General features: G+C 69.0%; 16 protein-coding genes. 12 read left to right on the top strand and 4 right to left on the bottom strand.

Features of this window, described 5'->3' with window-relative positions; translation table 11 throughout:
• The first annotated feature begins 79 nt into the window (after positions 1–79).
• Together ABZ260_RS08480 and ABZ260_RS08475 are read left to right on the top strand one after the other, a co-directional pair.
• Complete coding sequence (locus ABZ260_RS08480) at positions 80–514, top strand: SgcJ/EcaC family oxidoreductase (protein ID WP_355614431.1); 435 nt, start codon at positions 80–82, stop codon at positions 512–514.
• 230 nt (positions 515–744) lie between these two features.
• Positions 745–1,602 carry a 3-methyladenine DNA glycosylase gene (locus tag ABZ260_RS08475; protein ID WP_355614428.1) on the top strand — a complete coding sequence of 286 codons (858 nt, stop codon included), beginning with the start codon at positions 745–747 and terminating at the stop codon, positions 1,600–1,602.
• Between the two features lie 388 nt (positions 1,603–1,990).
• Here the strand turns inward: ABZ260_RS08475 and ABZ260_RS08470 are convergent, their stop codons facing one another.
• Positions 1,991–2,440: a hypothetical protein gene (locus tag ABZ260_RS08470; protein WP_355614425.1), complete on the bottom strand. Its 450-nt coding sequence runs from the start codon at positions 2,438–2,440 to the stop codon at positions 1,991–1,993.
• 165 nt (positions 2,441–2,605) lie between these two features.
• Here ABZ260_RS08470 and ABZ260_RS08465 point away from each other — a divergent pair, with 165 nt between their 5' ends.
• Positions 2,606–2,734, top strand: a complete 129-nt coding sequence (locus ABZ260_RS08465; protein WP_355614422.1) for a hypothetical protein — start codon at positions 2,606–2,608, stop codon at positions 2,732–2,734.
• Positions 2,735–3,030: 296 nt separating this feature from the next.
• Here ABZ260_RS08465 and ABZ260_RS08460 read toward each other — a convergent pair whose 3' ends face one another.
• Positions 3,031–4,041, bottom strand: coding sequence for a hypothetical protein (locus ABZ260_RS08460; protein ID WP_355614419.1), 1,011 nt, complete (start codon positions 4,039–4,041; stop codon positions 3,031–3,033).
• A 247-nt stretch (positions 4,042–4,288) separates the two neighbouring features.
• On the opposite strand from ABZ260_RS08460, the gene ABZ260_RS08455 reads away from it, so the two are divergent.
• The 7 genes from ABZ260_RS08455 to ABZ260_RS08425 all read left to right on the top strand — a co-directional run bounded on the left by ABZ260_RS08455 (position 4,289) and on the right by ABZ260_RS08425 (position 11,487).
• Positions 4,289–4,807, top strand: coding sequence for a toxin-antitoxin system HicB family antitoxin (locus ABZ260_RS08455; RefSeq protein WP_355614416.1), 519 nt, complete (start codon positions 4,289–4,291; stop codon positions 4,805–4,807).
• Between the two features lie 83 nt (positions 4,808–4,890).
• On the top strand, positions 4,891–5,739 hold the full coding sequence (locus ABZ260_RS08450) for a DUF4097 family beta strand repeat-containing protein (protein WP_355614413.1): 849 nt from the start codon (positions 4,891–4,893) through the stop codon (positions 5,737–5,739).
• A gap of 40 nt (positions 5,740–5,779) precedes the next feature.
• Positions 5,780–6,724: an ATP-binding cassette domain-containing protein gene (locus ABZ260_RS08445; protein WP_355614481.1), complete on the top strand. Its 945-nt coding sequence runs from the start codon at positions 5,780–5,782 to the stop codon at positions 6,722–6,724.
• Positions 6,721–7,512, top strand: coding sequence for an ABC transporter permease (locus ABZ260_RS08440; RefSeq protein ID WP_355614410.1), 792 nt, complete (start codon positions 6,721–6,723; stop codon positions 7,510–7,512). Before ABZ260_RS08445 ends, ABZ260_RS08440 begins: the two co-directional genes overlap by 4 nt.
• 25 nt (positions 7,513–7,537) lie before the next feature.
• A complete protein-coding gene (locus tag ABZ260_RS08435; protein ID WP_355614407.1) occupies positions 7,538–8,746 on the top strand; it encodes a cytochrome P450 in 1,209 nt (402 codons plus the stop codon).
• Positions 8,747–8,957: 211 nt separating this feature from the next.
• Positions 8,958–10,856, top strand: a complete 1,899-nt coding sequence (locus ABZ260_RS08430; protein WP_355614404.1) for a sensor histidine kinase — start codon at positions 8,958–8,960, stop codon at positions 10,854–10,856.
• 226 nt (positions 10,857–11,082) lie between these two features.
• Positions 11,083–11,487: a hypothetical protein gene (locus ABZ260_RS08425; RefSeq protein WP_355614401.1), complete on the top strand. Its 405-nt coding sequence runs from the start codon at positions 11,083–11,085 to the stop codon at positions 11,485–11,487.
• Positions 11,488–11,891: 404 nt separating this feature from the next.
• On the opposite strand, the gene ABZ260_RS08420 is transcribed toward ABZ260_RS08425, so the two are convergent.
• Together ABZ260_RS08420 and ABZ260_RS08415 are read right to left on the bottom strand one after the other, a co-directional pair.
• A complete protein-coding gene (locus ABZ260_RS08420; RefSeq protein WP_355614398.1) occupies positions 11,892–12,860 on the bottom strand; it encodes a phosphotransferase in 969 nt (322 codons plus the stop codon).
• A 133-nt stretch (positions 12,861–12,993) separates the two neighbouring features.
• Complete coding sequence (locus ABZ260_RS08415) at positions 12,994–13,809, bottom strand: hypothetical protein (RefSeq protein ID WP_355614395.1); 816 nt, start codon at positions 13,807–13,809, stop codon at positions 12,994–12,996.
• 448 nt (positions 13,810–14,257) lie between these two features.
• On the opposite strand from ABZ260_RS08415, the gene ABZ260_RS08410 reads away from it, so the two are divergent.
• Both ABZ260_RS08410 and ABZ260_RS08405 read left to right on the top strand, forming a co-directional pair.
• Positions 14,258–17,104 (top strand): PQQ-dependent sugar dehydrogenase, encoded by a 2,847-nt coding sequence (locus tag ABZ260_RS08410; RefSeq protein ID WP_355614392.1) that lies wholly within the window; start codon positions 14,258–14,260, stop codon positions 17,102–17,104.
• Complete coding sequence (locus tag ABZ260_RS08405) at positions 17,097–18,278, top strand: ThuA domain-containing protein (protein ID WP_355614389.1); 1,182 nt, start codon at positions 17,097–17,099, stop codon at positions 18,276–18,278. The genes ABZ260_RS08410 and ABZ260_RS08405 overlap by 8 nt, the downstream gene beginning before the upstream one ends.
• The last annotated feature ends 90 nt before the right edge of the window (positions 18,279–18,368 follow it).

Genomic DNA, 18,368 nt, shown 5'->3' with positions numbered 1-18,368 from the left:
GCGGCGCGCGATGACTTTCCGGGTCGGCGCGGGTTGTAGTCCTGACGGGATCACCAACCGGAAAGGACCGGGCCGAAGAATGCCTGCTGACGAGGAACAGATCCGGATTCTGGTCGAGAACTGGGCCGAGGCGGTGCACAGGGGCGACATGAGCGGCGTCCTCGCGGACCACTCTGAGGACATCGTGATGTTCGACGTGCCGCCACCGTACGAGGGTGTGCGCGGTATCGACGCCTACCGCGAGTCGTGGCCGCCCTTCTTCGAATGGCAGAGACAGGGAGCCCTGTTCCAGATCGACTCGCTGGACGTCACCGTCGGTGACGACATCGCCTACGCGCACGCCCTGCTGCGCTGCGGAACGCGGGAGGATCTCGCCGACCGGCCTGAGAACCGCCTGAGGCTCACGCTCGGCCTGCGCAAGGAGCACGGCCGCTGGATCGTCGCCCACGAACATCACTCGTTCCCCGACGTCGGTACGGACACCGGCGAGGCGAGGGCCGACCTGCGTCCGTAACGGGGCCGTCGGCGGCGGCCTGTCGCGGGCGAGGCCACGGCGGCTCTCGTCCGCGACAGGTCGGATTCGAGGCCGCATCAGGTCAGGAGGCGGGCGGCTACGGGCCGTGCGGGCTGCGACGGTCCATCCGGGGCGAGAGCGGCAGACCCCGCCAAACCATGATCTACGACTGCAGGAAGGGAAGAGTCTCCGTTTACCACTTACCGGCCGGCGCTTCTTACCATGCTGGGGTGGAAGTGCTGAGCGAGCGGGAGTGGCGGGGCCGGGCCTCGGCGCATCGGGACCGGGTCGGAGCCTGGGTCGAGCCGCATCTGCGCCGCGGCCAGGAGCGGGTCGCCCACCCGGTCGAGGACTTCCTGTTCACCTACTACAGCTTCCGGCCCGGACGCCTGCTGCGATGGCATCCGGGGGCCGAGGTGATCCTGGCGGGGGCGAGTTCCTTCGGGCCGAACTACCGCGACCGCGCGGAAGGCGCCGTACTGGACCTTGAGCGGGTCCTGCCGCAGCGCGCGGCAGCGATCGGCTGGACGAGGGAGTTGCTGGCCGCCACCGCGAGCCGTCCGCCCTATCTGGGCTGCTTCGGGATGCACGAGTGGGCGATGGTCTACCGGACGCCGGAGGCGGAGATCCGGCACTCCTCCTTCCCACTCCGGCTCTCCCCCGAGCGGATCGAGGAGATCGTCGACCAGCGCGGAGTGCGGTGCGGCCACTTCGACGCGTTCCGTTTCTTCACCGCCCCCGCCCGCCCGCTCAACGTGATCCAGCCGACCCGCGAACGCCAGCGGGAGCTGGAGCAGCCGGGCTGCCTGCACGCCAACATGGACCTCTACAAGTGGGCCTACAAGCTGTCACCGCTGATCGGCAGCGAGCTGGTCGCCGACTGCTTCGCGCTCGCCCGCGACATCAGGACCGTGGACATGCGGGCCAGCCCGTACGACCTGGGCGCCCTGGGTTACCGGCCGATCCAGGTGGAGACCGCCGAAGGCCGCGCGGAGTACGCGACCGCCCAGCGCGCCTTCACCGAACGCTCCGCTCCACTCCGCCAACGCCTGCTACAGGAGTGCGACCGGCTACTGGCCCTGACCTGACCGCCGGCCAGCTCGTCAACGCTGACGCGGGTGAATGCCTGGACCGAATCGCGGAAGCAGCCCGGCGGCAGGCGGTAGCGGACAGGACGGGCGGCATGGCAAACCGCACGGACAGCGAGGCTCCGTTGGTCGGCTTGATGTGAGAACCGTCGTTCTACGGGGCCTTGTTGCGTGTCACTCTCATGCCACGCCATACGCGATCAAGCTGTGACCTGCCTTGCCTGGCCGTCTCAGCATCCGAGAACTCCGTCGGCCCTGCTCTGACCTGCAAGAACGGGGCTTGGCGTCGCCTTCCGTTCCGATTTTCCCCAAGCCCCGAAATCGCGATCGTGCGTAGATTCTCTGATTCAGTCGACGTAATGTGACTGCTTACGACGACGAACCGGGATTATCCGCAGTGGACCCCGTCGGCGTGGACGTAGTATTCGAGTCCGCCATACTCCAGATAGCCGACGGAATAAACGCACTTACCCTTCAGATATTTGTAAACCGGCCCCGCGTAATAGTGGTAATTCTTGCTGCTGCCGCTCGGCGGGTCCGTTACGTACGAGGCCCCGCCGTCGCCCAGTGAGACATACACATTCTGTGCCTTGCCATCCCATGCCGCCCTCGCCCGGGTGATGGCGCAATTATTTCCGGTGGAAGGACTGTAGTAGATGCTGAGATCTCCGGGGATGCTGCTGCTGAAGACGCTTTTCAGCGGATACGACTTCAGGAGGTTGTATCCGGAGCCGCACGTTCCGCCGGTGGCCGCGGCGGGGTTGGCTGCCGTCATGACCGTAGCGGCGGCGATGATTGTGCAGGTGAGGCCCGCTTGTATTTTGGTCCGCAGGGACAAGACGATCCTTAGGGTCGGGGGGAGATTTTTTCTTGATCGTAGGCTATCGCCCCAGCGTCACCTCGACCGAGCACGCCCTCGACCGCCGCTCGGTCACAATCTCGTGGACCACCCGGCTGACCGGGGCTGACAACGTCCGCCGCGCCACCTTGTACACAGTTGTCCGTGCAGTTTGCCGTGCCGCCCGTCGCATCCGCCATCAACGCCACCGTCAACTCCGTTGACCAGGGCGAACCTCTCACACCGCCCGATGAGGTCGTGGACTGGGCCGATCTGCGCCAGATGTGGGCGTAGGTCCCCGATCCTCGTGATCGACGCGGGCGGCGCCATCCACTGGCCTTGATATTGGTCCTGGTTCAGGCGGCGATCGTGTCGGCGCGGTCTCTTACGCCGCGATCCGGCACTGGATCGCCCGTGCTCCGTAAGAGGTCCTGGCCCACGGTATCGGGGTGCGGAGCTTGGAACAGGCCGGTCCGCCGATCCCGCCGCGCGCCGAGCTGCGATCGGTGCGCTACGCCTGCTCGGCTTCACCTGATCGCACTGGGTCTCACGATGTGAGAACTCCTTCAGCCCTGGGAAGGCGACCGCAGCTATCCGGCGTGCTGGTGGAACAGGCCGCAGAGGCGTTCTAGGCCGAGGCCGCTGATGAGCAGGCGTTCCTTGGCGTCGCTGAGGAGGTCGGCGGTCCAGGTGGTGAATCCGCCGTCGCCGAGGCTGTGGTCGTCCCCGGTGGGGGTGGCGGCGCGGATCTCGAAGCAGGCGCCGCTGTAGTAGCCGCGGCCGCTCACCCGGTCGTCGTCGAAGGCGAACGTGGTGTCGGGATGCGCCGGTGCGAGCCGGTTCAGGACGTGTTCGTGTAGGGCCTGGCGATGCCGTCCCTCGGTCAGGTCGGTGAGGAGCACCCGTACGGCGGAGATCTGGTAGCCGAGTTCGCGGGCACCGCGCAGGACGTCGAGGTGGACGCCGATCTGCTCGGCCAGCGCCGCCGTCTCGAAGGTGAACGACCCCTCGGCGCGACCGGCGGTGCACAGCGCCAGCAGCGCGAAGTGCGCGGACATGCCAGGCCCGGCGAAGACCTGGGCGCGCACCACCCGATGGACGGCGGCGAGCCGAACCCGCTGGCGTGACCGAAGGTCGGCCCGCAGCGACTCCCGGCGGCGTACCGCGCATTCCAGGGCCAGGACGTTGGTGGCGTCCGCGACGACCTCGGTGTTGCGGACGGTGGTGACCACCTTGTGCTGGTCCACGGTCGCCACCGCCGAGTTGGTACCCAGCGGGCAGAGTGGTGACAGCGCCAGCCCGGTGAAACCATGCCGGGCCAGCCGTCCGTGGACAAGGGACTCCAGGCGTGCCAGCTCACCCGCGTCCAGCGCCGACGGCGCGGTGAAACGGTTGCGCTCGTAGGCCCGCAGCAGGCCACCCGGTGTCACGGCGGCGGCGCGGCGGCGGTAGACCTCCAGTAGCAGCGTCTGCAGGTCGGTCGGCGAGAGCCGTTCGACCAGGGCGCTCAGCAACCCGGGCGTGGCACCCTCGCGCAGGATCCGGTCGAGCCAGGGGTCGGACGCCGACCGGTCCACACTCCGTTCAGACAGATCGTTCATCACCTCATCGTGCTGGACGGCAGGGCACGGCCGCACCAGGTTTATCCGTCACGTCCACACCGCCAAGCGGCAAGTGCTTCACTCACACCTGACTTCTCGTGGAGCCCCGCTTTCCGGCAGTTGACGTGCGAGTTCCGGGATCGGTCTGTCGTGTCGTGGTCGGCTGAACATCCGGTCTGAGCCAGAGTGGTGCCAATCTGAGCCAATGTGGCTTGATGGTGGCACCATGGTGTGCCATAGTGATGCCATGAACCTGACCCCGTATGTGGCCTCCCTCGGTCGCGAACTGCTGACCGCCGTGGAGACCGGTGATGGCGACGCCAGTGTGCTGATCGAGCGGTTGACCGTGTCGATGGAGTCGGCGATCCGGCTCACCCTGCTCGAGGCGTTGTCGGCCGCCGCCGACGAGATCACCCGAGACCTGGCCCCCGGTTCGGTCCAGGTGCACCTGCGCGGACGTGACCCGGACTTCGTCGTGACGGTCCGGCAGGCGGAGCAGCCACTCCAGGACACCCCGGATCTGGGCGCGGTGTCGGCCGATGACGCCGCGGCGAGTTTCGAGGACGGCCCGGTGGCACGGATCAACGTCCGCCTCCCGGAACAGCTCAAGGCCGCGATCGAGGAGGCGGCGGGCAAGGAAGGTCGCTCGCTCAACGCCTGGCTGGTGCGGGCCGCCTCGACCGCGCTGCGTGCCCCGGAGAGCGACCACGGCTCCGACCGGCGCGGCAAGCGCAATGCGCAGCGTTACACCGGCTGGGCCCGCTAGCCCACGCCGACACCCGGAACCACTTTCTTCGTACATCTCCGACCAGCGGGGATGTTCTTCTGACTCATTCTGAGGGGATAGCCATGCCGGTTTTCGCCACGCCTGAACCGATTTCCGCCACGATCGAGCTCTCCGTCGGTGACGTGCAGATCATCGCCAGCGACCGGACTGACACCGTCGTCGAGGTACGGCCGAGCGACGCATCCGACGACTCCGACGTCGACGCCGCACAAAAGACGCGCGTCGAGTACGCCAACGGCACGTTGACGGTCCGTGGGCCGAAGGCCCGCATGCTCGACTTCTCCAAGAAGACCAGGTCGGTCGACGTGCTGATCGAGCTTCCCACCGGCTCGCACGTGCACGCGGACCTGTCGGTGGGGGACCTGCGCGGCGTCGGCACGCTGGGGGAGTGCCGGCTCAAGGCGTCGGTCGGGCATTTCCGTCTCGACCGGACCGGACCGCTTCGACTGGACACCGCCGGTGGTGACATCACCGTCGAAACGGTCGCGGGTAACGCCGATGTCTCCACCAGCACCGGGCGCGTGCACATCGGCGAGATCGGCGGCACCGCCGTCATCAAGAACTCCAACGGCAACACCGACATCGGCACCGTCACCGGCGAACTGCGGGTGCGCTCGGCCAACGGCGACATCTCCATCGACCGGGCCGACGCCATGGTGGACGCCAAGACCTCCAACGGAACCATCCGCATCGGCCAGGTCACGCGCGACACCGTCACGCTGCACACCTCGACCGGCCACCTCGAAATCGGTGTCGCCGCCAGCACCGCCGCATGGCTCGACCTGAACACCTCCTACGGGCGGGTGGACAACCGGCTGGAGGGCCTCGGCCAGGCACCAAAGGAGTCCGAGCAGAGCGTCGAAGTCCGCGCGCACACCTCGTTCGGCGACATCACCGTCCGCCGTTCCTGACCAGATCTCGAAATTCGAAAAAAGGGGGTTCACAATGGCCATGCCATCCCAGCCCGCGATCACGGCGACCGGACTGCGCCGCTCCTACGGCGACCACGTCGTGCTCGACGGCATCGACCTGAACGTCCCGCGGGGCACCGTCTTCTCGTTGCTCGGCGCCAACGGCGCCGGCAAGACCACCACAGTCAAGATCTTGTCCACCCTGATCCGCGCCGACGGGGGCAGCGCACAGGTCGCAGGTCACGACCTGTCGGCCGAGCCGGACGCGGTGCGTGCCGCGATCGGCGTCACCGGCCAGTTCTCAGCGGTCGACAACCTGCTGACCGGTCAGGAGAACCTGACCCTGATGGCGGATCTGCACCACCTGGGCCGCAAGGAGGGCAGACGCAGAACCGCCCGGCTGCTCGAACAGTTCGACCTCCTCGATGCGGCCGGCAAGACGGCGGCGACCTACTCCGGCGGGATGCGGCGGCGGCTCGACCTCGCGATGACGCTGGTCGGCTCACCGCAGGTGATCTTCCTCGACGAGCCGACCACCGGGCTGGACCCGCGCAGCCGCCGCGCCATGTGGCAGATCGTGCGGGAGCTCGTGGCCGGTGGCGTCACCATCTTCCTCACCACCCAGTACCTGGAGGAGGCCGACGAACTCGCCGACCGGATCGCGGTGCTCGACCACGGGAGGATCGTCGCCGAGGGCACCGCGGACGAGCTCAAGCGGCGCATTCCCGGCGGCCACGTCCTGCTGCGGTTCGCCGACGAGCGCACCCTCGAATCCGCCGCGCGCGTCGTGGAGCAGGCATCTCGCGACAGCGACACGCTCGCCCTGCGCATACCGCACGACGGCGGCCTCAGGTCGCTGAAGGCGCTGCTGGACCGGCTTGACCACAACGCGGTCGAGGTCGACTCGCTGAGCGTGCACACCCCCGACCTCGACGATGTCTTCCTCGCTCTGACCGGCAACAAGGAGAAAGTGAGCGCACGATGAGCACCGTGTCACACGCCCTGACCGACTCGGCGACGATGCTTCGCCGCAACCTCAAGCGCATGGTGCGCTACCCGTCCATGACACTGCAGCTCATCGGCATGCCGATCGTCTTCCTGCTGCTGTTCGTCTACGTCTTCGGCGGCACGCTCGGCGCCGGGATCGGCGGCCTCTCCGGCGGACGTGCGGAGTACGTCAACTACGTCACCCCCGCGATCATCCTGATGACGATCACCGCCGCGGTCCAGGGCACCACCATCTCGATCGCGATGGACATGACCGAGGGCATCGTCGACCGGTTCCGTACCATGGCCATCGCCCGGGTGTCGGTCCTGACCGGGCACGTCATCGGCAGCCTCATCCAGACGATGCTCAGCATCGCGGCGGTCCTCGGCGTCGCGCTGCTCATCGGTTTTCGGCCGTCGGCGGGGCCCGGCGACTGGCTCGCCCTCGTCGGTGTCCTGGTGATGATGGCCTTCGCCTTCATCTGGCTGTCGGTCGCGTTCGGCCTGGCCAGCAAGACCGTCGAGTCCTCCAGCAATGTCGGTATGCCGTTGCTGCTGCTGCCGTTCCTGGGCAGCGGGTTCGTCCCGACCGACTCGATGCCCACCGTGCTGCGCTGGTTCGCCGAGTACCAGCCGTTCACGCCGCTCATCGAGACCCTGCGCGGCCTGCTGATGGGCACGCCGATCGGGAACAACGCCGTCATCGCGGTCGGCTGGTGCGTCGTCATCGCGCTCGGCGGCTATCTCTGGTCGAAGAAGCTGTTCAACCGCGAGTCCACCCGCTAAGCCGCACTTGAGCCAAGGGGAAACGATGCAGCACCAACAGGTTCCGCCGGTCGACTCGCTGCCCATCACCCGCCCCGAGGGGTGTCCGTTCGATCCGCCACAGGAACTGGGCCGGATCCGTGAGGCGAACCCGATCACCAGGATGACCTATCCCGACGGGCACGTCGGCCGGCTGGTCACCGGCCATGCCTTGACTCGCGCGGTCCTGGCCGATACCCGGTTCAGCTCCCGGTACGAGCTCATGCACTTCCCGCTGCCGATTCCGGGCGTCACCGAGTTTCCGCCCGCGCCGGTCGGCGATCTCACCGGGATCGACGCGCCCGAGCACACCCGCTACCGCAGGCTGCTCACCGGCAGGTTCACCGTTCGCCGGATGCGGGTGCTCACCGAACGCGTCGAGCAGATCACCGCCGAGCACTTGGACGCCATGGAGGACCACGGCCCGTCCGTGGATCTGGTCGAGGCGTTCGCCCACCCCGTCCCGGCGATGATGATCTGCGAACTGCTCGGCGTGCCGTACGAGGACCGCGCGACCTTCAACCGTCACGCGAAGGCGCTGACCTCCTCGTACATCTCCCAGGAGGAGATGTACGCGGCCTGGAACGCGCTGCAGGAGTACGTGCGTGGACTGGTGCGGGCCAAACGCGCGAACCCCACCGACGACGTGCTCAGCGAGCTGACCGCGAGCGACCTGAGCGACGAGGAGGTCGCCGGCCTCGGCGCGTTCCTGCTCGGTGCCGGGCTCGACACCACCGCCAACATGATCGCGCTCGGCACCTTCGCCCTGCTGAACCACCCGGACCAGCTCGCCGCACTGCGCGCCGACCCGAGCGGCGTCGACCGGGCGGTGGAGGAACTGCTGCGCTACCTGACCATCACGCACACCAACGTCCGGGCGGCGTTGGAGGACGTCGAGCTGGACGGTCACCTGATCAGGGCGGGCGAGACGGTCACCCTCGCGGTCCAGGCCGCCAACCGCGACCCGGAGAAGTTCCCCGACCCGGACACCCTCGACCTGAGCAGGCAGGCCACCGGGCACCTGGCCTTCGGCCACGGCATCCACCAGTGCCTCGGCCAGCAGCTGGCCCGAGTCGAGATGCGGGTCGCGCTGCCCGCGCTGTTCGGCCGGTTCCCGACCCTCCGCCTGGCCGTCCCGGCCGAGGACGTTCCGTTGCGCCACAACATGAACATCTATGGCGTGCACCGGCTCGAGGTCACCTGGGACCAGGAATAGCCGCCCGGAATCGTGCGATCTAATCCGGAGTCCTGGCGGACGGTGATCTCCCCCATGTGCCGGAGGTGGTCGTGCAGGAACCCGGGCAGCACGGATTACCAGGCGTTTCGTCACTGCCGCCGGCCGAAGATCGCCACTCGGGGCCTGACCTGGTCGTCAGAGTTTGCTGACAGGTCGGCACAGGCCCCACAATCCCCTACTGGGGGGATCCATGGGGCGGAAAGCGGACTACGCGGTGCGGGTCGTGGCCCTGTCCCTGGGTACGCTCGGCCTCGCGGCGCTGGCCGCGCACGTGGTCATCGAGCTCGCGATCAACCCCCGGCCGCCCGGTATCGGCGACACCGCCCGCGTCCAGGCACTGCTCAGCACCCCGCTGGGCATGCTGATCGTGCTGCGCCGTCCCGGGCTGATCGTCGGCTGGCTGCTCCTGCTGGTCGGGGCGGCCAACGGCTGGGTGACGCTCGCCATCTCCCTGTACGAGGTGTACGGGCAGGGTGCGGTGCCGCTCCCGCCGCCGCTCTACTGGCTCCTCTGTTTCCGTAGCGCCGTCACCACCTGCACGGCGCTCATGCTGCCGCTCGCGCATCCGGACGCCGGCCTGCTGCGGCCCCGATGGCGCTGGGTCTATCTGGCGCTGATCTCGTGGCAGCTGCTCCTGCTGGTGATCGCCATCCCGCGGCTGCACGAGTCCGCCGGGCCGCTCGCGAGCCTGTACCAGGTGTCCGCCGCGATCTGCGGGCCGCTGCTCTGGGTGAGCCTGCTCGTGCTGCTCATCCGGTTCTGGCGCGCCGACCCGGACGTGCGGCGGCAGATCGCCTGGCTGGCGCCCGTCGTGGCGTTCGACAACCTCGCCTTCAACGAGATCCTCGGCTGGGACTACCTCTGGCTGGACACCATCGGCGAGGCGGCCGTGCCGATCGCGGTGGCCATCGCCGTACTCCGCTGCCGGCTCTACTCGATCGACACGCTTGTCAGCCGGGCCCTGGTCGGCGGCGCCCTGGTGGTCTTCGTCGCCACGGCGTACCTGGCCGTCGGCGCGCTCACCGGACTCTTCCTGGCCGACTACGGCGAGCTCTTCGGCGTGGTCGCGGCGATCTTCGCGGGTCTGTCGTTCCTGCCCGTTCAGCGGCGCCTGCAACGCCTGCTCGACCGGCTCCTGTACGGCAGGAGCGGCGACCCGCAGGTGCACGCCGAAGCCCTGCGGCGGCAGATCCAGCACGCCGGTCCCGCCCAGGCACTGGAGGCGGCGGTGCGGGCGGTGGCCGACGGCCTGGCGGTGACCGGGGCGGCGGTCGAGACCGAGGAGAGCCACGTCGTCGGCGAGCTCGGGGACGACCCTCGCAAGGTCCCCCTGGTGTGGCACGGTGAACCCGCCGGGACGCTGCTCCTCGGCCCGCCCGGGGCGCGGCGCTTCCCCCGGGCGTACGAGCGGCGGATGCTGGCCGTCCTGGTGCCGATCGTCGCCGACGTCGCGCACGCCGTACAGATGGCTCATGACCTGCGGCGCTCATGGGAACGGGCGGCCGGGGCGCGGGAGGAGGAGCGGCGGCGGCTGCACCGGGACCTGCACGACGGGTTGGGGAGCCGGTTGACCGGGATAACGATCGGGCTGGAGGCGGCGCGGCGATCCCTGAGGCACTCCCCAGACCTGGCCTATCAGCTGCTGTCCGATCTCCGGGTGGGGATGGACGCCGTGAACGGGGAGATGCGGGAGCTGGTGCAGGGCCTCCGGCCCCGCACGCTGGACGCGGTCGGGCTGGAGCAGTCGATCCGGCGGCTGGCGGTGGAGGTGCCGGTCACCGTCGGGGGGAGCCTGGAGGGGCTGCCACCCGCGGTGGAGGTCGCGGCGTACCGGATCGTGCAGGAGGCGCTGACCAATGCCCGGCGTCATTCCGGTGCGGAGGTCATCACCGTGGCGCTGGAGCGGGCGGGCGACCTGCGGGTGCGGGTCACCGACGACGGGGTGGGCGTCGGCGCGCCGGCTCGGGGCTCGGGCTCCGGCCTGTCGACGATGTGCGAACGGGCCGCCGAGGTGGGCGGCACCTGCTCGATCCGTGACGGCGAGCACGGCGGCACCGTGGTCGAGGCTGTTCTCCCCGTCCCGGCATGACCGGTGCGGGCCGGTGGGTGCAGGTGGGTGCAGGTGGCCAGGAAGGACGCGTCAGAACTCAGCACCGAATTATGGGCCTGCCGGTGTCCGGCCGGTGTGCCGGATAGAGCGGAAGCGTGTACTGCTCCGGGCTATCAGAGTAGATTCCGGATATCTGCTGTACGCGGGTGAAACCAGTCGCATACAGCGCGGAGTCGGCGCGGGGGGCCATTAATAAAATAGGGGAGTGCTCGTGGTCGTTCGGCTGAGTGTCGAGGGCGAGAATTCTGCGGACACGGTGCGGGATCTGTACGCCTGGCTGTCGCAGGAGCCCGAATTGCGCGGGCGGGTGCGGATCGTCGAAGGTGACCCCGAGCCTGGTGCGCTGGGTCCGGTCGTCGAGGGGCTGCAGATGGCGCTGGGCGCCGGAGGGGCGTTCGCCTCAACGGCGACCGTGTTGGTCGCGTGGTTGCGATCGCGTCGTGGTGAGGTGAGCGTCAAGCTCAGCCGTGGTGAGGGGCAGCCCAGCATGGAGGTGACCGCCAAGGGCGTCAAGGACCTGGACGCGGCGGCGGCCAAGGCCCTCACCGAGCAGCTCACCCAGGTCCTCACCGACGCCGCCGCCGACACCGATGGCGCCCAGGGTTCCTGATGGGAGCGGATGGGCCGCCGGAGCTGATGCCGGCCCGGCCCGGCGCCCGGGTGCTGCTGGTCGGGTCGGGTGCCCATGTGGCCGGGTCACGGCTGGGCGCGGTGCCCGCGGCCGCGCGGACGGTCGCCGACGTGGGCCGCTGCCTGATACGCCTGGGCGAAGGCGCCGACGACACCCGCACCCGGGTTCCCCAGCCCCACTCTGACGGCTTGGGTGCTAAAAGGTGGTCGCAACACCTGATCCTGAGGGAGGAAGTGCCGGACGATGCGGCAGCCAGGACGTTCTGTCATCGGCCAGGAGGTTCGCGAAGCCGGTACTGAGAGGGAACCGGTGAGAGCGTCGTACCGTGCGCAGAACTCCTCTCCTTGGCATCCGAGTTATGGCATTCGCCCGTGCGCCTGTCGTCAGTGGACCAACTGCCTGACCAGTGCCTTGGCTGTGTGCTCGTGCCGCTCGGGGTGGTCGATTCCCCTCGGCCCCTCCTCGACGAGCATGATCAGATACAGGTAGGCGCGGTAGAGGGCGAGGCGGGCGCGGGTGTCGGGGGTGAGGTCCAGGTGGCCGCCGGCCTCGCGGTAGCCGTCCAGCAGGTCCGCGTCCTGTTCGGCCGTGCCGAACACGTCGACCGAGACGAGGTCGGCCACCGGATCTCCCCAGAACGCCCGTTCGTGGTCGATCAGCGCCGCGATGCGCGGTGGCCTGCGGTCCGGCTCCAGCAGCACGTTTCCCGGCCAGAGGTCGAAGTGGACCAGCGAGGGGGTGACGACATCGTCCAGTAGGTGCGCGCGAGCCCGTACGACGCTCGCGATCTCGTCCACCGGCCACGGCAGGACCGCCCGGAACCGGACCGCGTCGGCGAGGACACCGTCGACCATGGAGAGAAACGCCTCCCGCCAGGTCGGTGCCGTCATCTCGGCCAGTTGCGGGTAGCCGAAAGCAGTTCCCCTGATCCGGTGCAGCGTGGCCAGGTGCCGGCCGAGCTCGAAACGGAGGCTTCTCGTGTCCGCCTCGGCCAGTGGTTCCGCCAGCTCCGACCAGGCCACGCCGTCGATCGCACTCATGATCAGGTACGGCAGCGGCCCGTCGAGGTTCGCCTGCCACAGCCGGGGGATCGGCATCCCGGTGTCGGCGGCGAGCTCGTAGAAGAGGGCCTCCGTCCGGATGATGTCCCGCTCGTAGGTGAGCAGCTCGACGTCGGCGGGAGGGCCGAGCTTGAGGACCAGCTCGCCGCCGTCTTCGAGCCGCGCGCGCCACAGTGCCGCGAACGAGCCCGCGTCAAGCTCCCGCAGGGAGACGGGCCACTTTCCCAGAGCCTGGAAGATCAGGTTCGCGGTCTCCGTCGTGGACAGTCGCCGCTTGGTCTTTATCTCCATGAACGATCATCCATCATCATCTTCGGCGAGGGAAGTGCCGGTTTCACCCGGCGGGGAATCGCTTTCCCGTCATGGTTCCGGTGTTCGAAACGGTCAGGGCCGGGCCGTCGCCTTGACGGGGCCGAGTGCCGGGTCATCTCCAGGCGCGGCGTCGCAGCAGGAGCCCGGTGGTGGCGGTGAGGATGAGCAGGGAGCCGGTCAGCAGGAACATCCGCCCGTCGGGCCCGCGCTCACCGCCACCCCCGGTCGCGGCGGGCCCCGACGGGGTCTGTTGCACCCTGCCGTTCCCGCCGGTCTCCGGCTCTGTCTCTGTCTCCGGCTCCGTACCCGTATCGGTTTCGGTCCCCGTATCGGTTCCGGTCTCGGTCTCCGTCCCCGTCTGGTCGGCCGCGGTGACCGTGAGGGGGTAGGTGGTCAGGGCGGCCTGGTTCTGGACCGCACACTTGATCGACGGTGCGTTGGCGGCGGTCCCGAAGTTCAGAGCGGCCGGCCGCACCGTCGCCGTACCCGCGTTGGACGAGGTCGTACTCAGGCTGACCGGGGCCGTCGGCAGCGGGATGACCTGGTTCGCGTCGACCGTACCGGGCGTACCCACCCCGGTGGCGGAGGTCAGTCCGGTGAGCCCGCTGATGGACGCGTACGCGTACAGGCTGGTGTCGGCGGTCAGTCCCGTCGCGGGTGCCTTCAGCCCGGTGCCGTCGGCGTAGGTCCCCTGCCAGCCGATGCTCATCTGCTCACCCGTCGTGGCGGTGGCCGGCATCGTCATCTCGACCTTGACCTTGATGTTCTGTTTCTCGGTCGCGCCGGTGGTGGTGCACTGGTACTCCACGACGTCGGTGATGACAGCCGAGCTCTGCCGCACCTCGCTGACGGCGGCGCCGGCCGGCTGGAGGAAGAGAGCCAGGCCTCCGGCCAGGACGGTGACGGAGAGAACAGATCGGACGCGCAAGGCGACTCCCATTGCGACAAATGTGGCATTTGGGAAGACGTACTACGAAGCTATCCGGTTGTCACCATGTCCGCATCCGGACAGAAGTGTGCCCCTGCTCTTGGGTGAGGCCGGTTGGCCACCTTCCCGGGCGGCCGGCACGGCCCCTCCGCCCGGCGTCGACCACGGGTGGTACCACCGCGTCGAGCTGTGCCAAAGGTCCCAGCTCACCGGCCACTGGCACGTTGCAAAACCGGCCTCAGGGAGCGTTCTCTCAAATACACGGACGGTTACCTGGAAGTGTGAGAGCCGTTTCAACCAGGTTAATCAGCCTCTTGACAAGTTTTGGTAAGCAAGAGCAATCTCGTGGTGGGAGAGCGCTCCCTCACATCCGTCAGCGCCCAGCAGTACAGACCCCGAGACCCTGACCACCGGTCCACCCCCCTCCACAGAGACCTGGAGTCTCGCCATGGCCTCGCTCCGCCGATGGTTACCGCCCCTGACCGCGCTCCTGACCCTGACCGCGCTCCTGCACCCCCTCCCGGCCACCGCCACCGCCCGGGTCGCGGCCCAGGCCGCCCCGCCCGTCGATCCCGCCAGGTTCCAGCAGGTCACGCTGGCCAAGGGGGTCGCCACGATGGGCGAGCCGATGTCGATGGCCGTGCTGCCGGACCGCTCGGTCCTGCACACCGCCCGCGACGGCACGATCCGGCTCACCGACGCCGCGGGGAACACCAAGGTGTCGGGCAAGATCCCCGTCTACTTCAACGACGAGGAGGGCATGCAGGGCGTCGGCATCGACCCCGGCTTCTCCTCGAACCGGTTCATCTACCTCTACTACGCGCCGCCGCTCTCCACACCCCCGGGGGGCGCCCCGATCACCGGCACCGCGGCCGACTTCGCGCGCTTCGACGGCGTCAACCGGCTCTCGCGCTTCAGGCTGAACACCGACGGCACGCTCGACCTCGCCAGCGAGAAGAACGTCCTGGAGGTGAAGACGAGCCGGGGTTTATGCTGCCACGTCGGCGGTGACATCGACTTCGACGCCGCGGGCAACCTCTACCTCACCACCGGCGACGACACCGAGCCCGGCTACAACGACGGCTACGCGCCGCTCGACGACCGGGCGGGCCGCAACCCCGCACTCGACGCGCAGCGGGGCGCCGCCAACACCAACGACCTGCGCGGCAAGGTGCTCCGCATCAAGGTCAACGCCGACGGGTCCTACTCGATCCCGGCCGGGAACATGTTCCCGCCGGGAACGGCGAACACCCGGCCGGAGATCTACGCGATGGGCTTCCGCAACCCGTTCCGGATGAGCGTCGACAAGGCCACCGGCGTGGTCTACCTCGGCGACTACGGCCCCGACGCGGGCACCGCCGGCGCCAGGGGGCCGGGCGGCCAGGTCGAGTTCGACCGGATCACCGGGCCGGGCTTCTACGGCTGGCCGTACTGCACGGGTAACAACACCCCCGCCGAGACCTACGCCCGTTACAACTACGCCACCGCGACGGTCGGTGCGAAGTACGACTGCGCGGCCGGTGTCGAGAACACCTCGCGCAACAACACCGGCCAGGTCAAGCTGCCCCCGGCCAAGCCCGCCTGGATCACCTACGACGGCTGTTCGCTGCCGGAGTTCGGCTGCGGTGCCGAGTCGCCGATGGGCGGCGTCGTCTACCGCTACTCCGCCGCGCTGAACTCGCCGATCAAGTTCCCGCAGTCGCTCGACGGGCACTTCCTCGCCGGTGAGTTCCAGCGGCAGTGGATCAAGGACATCGAGGTCAACGCGGACGGCAGCCGAGGCACCATCCAGCCCTTCCCCTGGTCGGGCAAGCAGGTGATGGACATGGCCTTCGGCCCGGACGGCGCCCTCTACGTGCTCGACTACGGGACCGGCTGGTTCAACGGCAACGAGCACTCGGCCCTGTACCGCATCGAGCACATCGGGACCGGCGGGCGGGCGCCCATCGCCAAGGCGTCGGCGGACCGCGTCTCGGGGAAGGCGCCGCTGACCGTGGCGTTCTCCTCGGCGGGCAGCTCCGACCCGGACGGCGACGCGCTCACCTACTCCTGGGCGTTCGGTGACGGCGGCACCTCCACCGCCGCCAACCCCACCCACACCTACACGACCGACGGCACCCGTACGGCCACGCTGACCGTCAGGGACAGCACCGGCCTGACCGCGACGGCCAACGTTGAGATCAACGTCGGCAACACCGCGCCCACGGTGCGGATCGACCTCCCGCTCAACGGGCAGGTGTTCGGCTTCGGCGACGCGGTGCCGTACCGGGTCACCGTCACCGACCCCGAGGACACGACGATCGACTGTGCGAAGGTGAAGATCACCTACATCCTCGGTCACGACACCCACGGCCACCCGCTCGCCACGGGCAACGGCTGCTCGGGCACCATCCAGACGCCCGGCAACGGCGAGCACGACGGGGCGGCCAACCTGTTCGGGGTCTGGGACGCCGAGTACACCGACTCGGGCGGGCTCACCACCCACACCCAGCACGTCACCCAGCCGAAGAACCGGCAGGCCGAGCACTACACCACCTCCCAGGGCGTCGCCCTGTTCGACAAGCCGACCGCGCACGGCGCGAAGACCGTCGGCAACATCGAGAACGGGGACTGGATCGCCTTCGACCCCTATGTCCTGGCCGGTGTCTCCACGTTCACCGCCCGGGTCTCCTCGGCCGGAGCCGGCGGGACCATCCAGGTCAGGGCCGGCTCGGCGACCGGGACGCTGCTGGGCACCGCCACCGTGGCGCCGACGGGCGGCTGGGATACGTTCGTCGACGTCTCCGCCAACCTGACGGGTGCCCCGGCCGGCACGACCAAGCTCTTCCTGGTCTTCGCCGGGGGCGCGGGCGCGCTGTTCGACGTGGACGACTTCACCCTGACCACCGGGACGCAGCCGCCCACCGGAACGCTGCTGTCGTCGGGACGTCCGGTCACCGCCTCCTCGACGGAGGGCGCCGGATTCGCGGCGGGCAACGTGGTGGACGGAAATCTGGGGACGCGGTGGTCGTCGGCGTTCTCCGACCCGCAGTGGATCTCGGTGGATCTGGGTTCGGTCCGGCAGGTCAGCCGGGTGAAGTTGCAGTGGGAGGCCGCGTACGGCAGGGCCTATCGGATCGAGACCTCGACCAACGGCACGACGTGGTCGCAGGTTTACTCCACGACCGCCGGTGACGGTGGGGTGGACGATGTCACCTTCGCGGCGGCGAGTGCCCGGTACGTGCGTGTCTACGGCACGCAGCGGGCCACCGCCTGGGGCTACTCCCTGTGGGAAATGGAGGTCTACGGTGCGTAATATCATCGCGATCATCACCGCGCTGCTCGTCGTCACGATCGGATTGGGGGCGCCGGCCATGGCGGCGGACCCGGCCTACAAGGTGCTGGTCTTCTCCAAGACCGCGGGGTTCCGGCACGACGCCATCCCCGCGGGCATCACCGCGTTGCGCGGGCTGGCGGCCGAGAACGGCTTCACCGTCGACGCCACCGAGGACGCCGCCGCCTTCAGCACGGCCAACCTGGCCGGATACCGGGCGGTGGTCTTCCTGCTGACCACCGGCGACGTGCTGAACGCCGCGCAGCAGACGGCGTTCGAGTCCTACATCGCCGGCGGCGGCGGGTACGTGGGCGTCCACGCGGCCGCCGACACCGAGTACGACTGGGCCTTCTACGGCGGTCTGGTCGGCGCCTACTTCTCCTCCCATCCGGCCATCCAGCAGGCGACCGTACGGGTGGAGGACCGCACGCACCCCTCGACGGCCCACCTGCCGGCGACCTGGGTGCGCACCGACGAGCTGTACAACTACCGCACCAACCCCCGCTCCACCGCCCACGTGCTGGCCACGCTGGACGAGTCGACCTACTCCGGCGGGTCGATGGGAGCCGACCATCCGATCGCCTGGTGCAAGCAGTACCAGGGCGGCCGGGCCTGGTACACCGGACTCGGTCACACCATCGCGTCCTACACCGAGCCGAACTTCCGGGCGCACCTGTACGGCGGGCTCCGCTACGCGGCCGGGGTCGCCCCCGCCAACTGCGGCACCGCCCCGAACCCGACTCCCACCCCCACCGTGGATCCGGGCGTCGCGTTGCTGTCGGCCGGGCGTCCGGTCACGACCTCCTCGACGGAGAACGGGTCGTTCGCCGGGAGCAACGCGGTGGACGGAAATCTGGGGACGCGGTGGTCGTCGGCGTTCTCCGACCCGCAGTGGATCTCGGTGGATCTGGGTTCTGTCCGGCAGGTCAGCCGGGTGAAGTTGCAGTGGGAGGCGGCGTACGGGAAGTCCTACCGGATCGAGACCTCGACCAATGGCACGACGTGGTCGCAGGTCCACTCCACGACCGCGAGTGACGGCGGTGTGGACGACATCACCTTCACGGCGGCGGGCGCCAGGTACGTGCGGGTCTATGGCACGCAGCGCGCCACCGTCTGGGGCTACTCCCTGTGGGAGATGGAGGTCTACGGCAGCTAAGCGCCTATCCAGAAGTTCTGCGCGTAACCGGGCGTGAGATCGCCGGGGCGTGAGGGCGTTGACACGGGCCTCGCCGGGGGTTGGATCGAG

Origin of the sequence: Streptosporangium sp. NPDC006013 (assembly GCF_040614275.1) — a bacterium.
Classification (GTDB): domain Bacteria; phylum Actinomycetota; class Actinomycetes; order Streptosporangiales; family Streptosporangiaceae; genus Streptosporangium.
The sequence above is the reverse complement of the archived record's forward strand: the minus strand, read 5'-3'. Positions and strand labels throughout refer to the sequence as shown.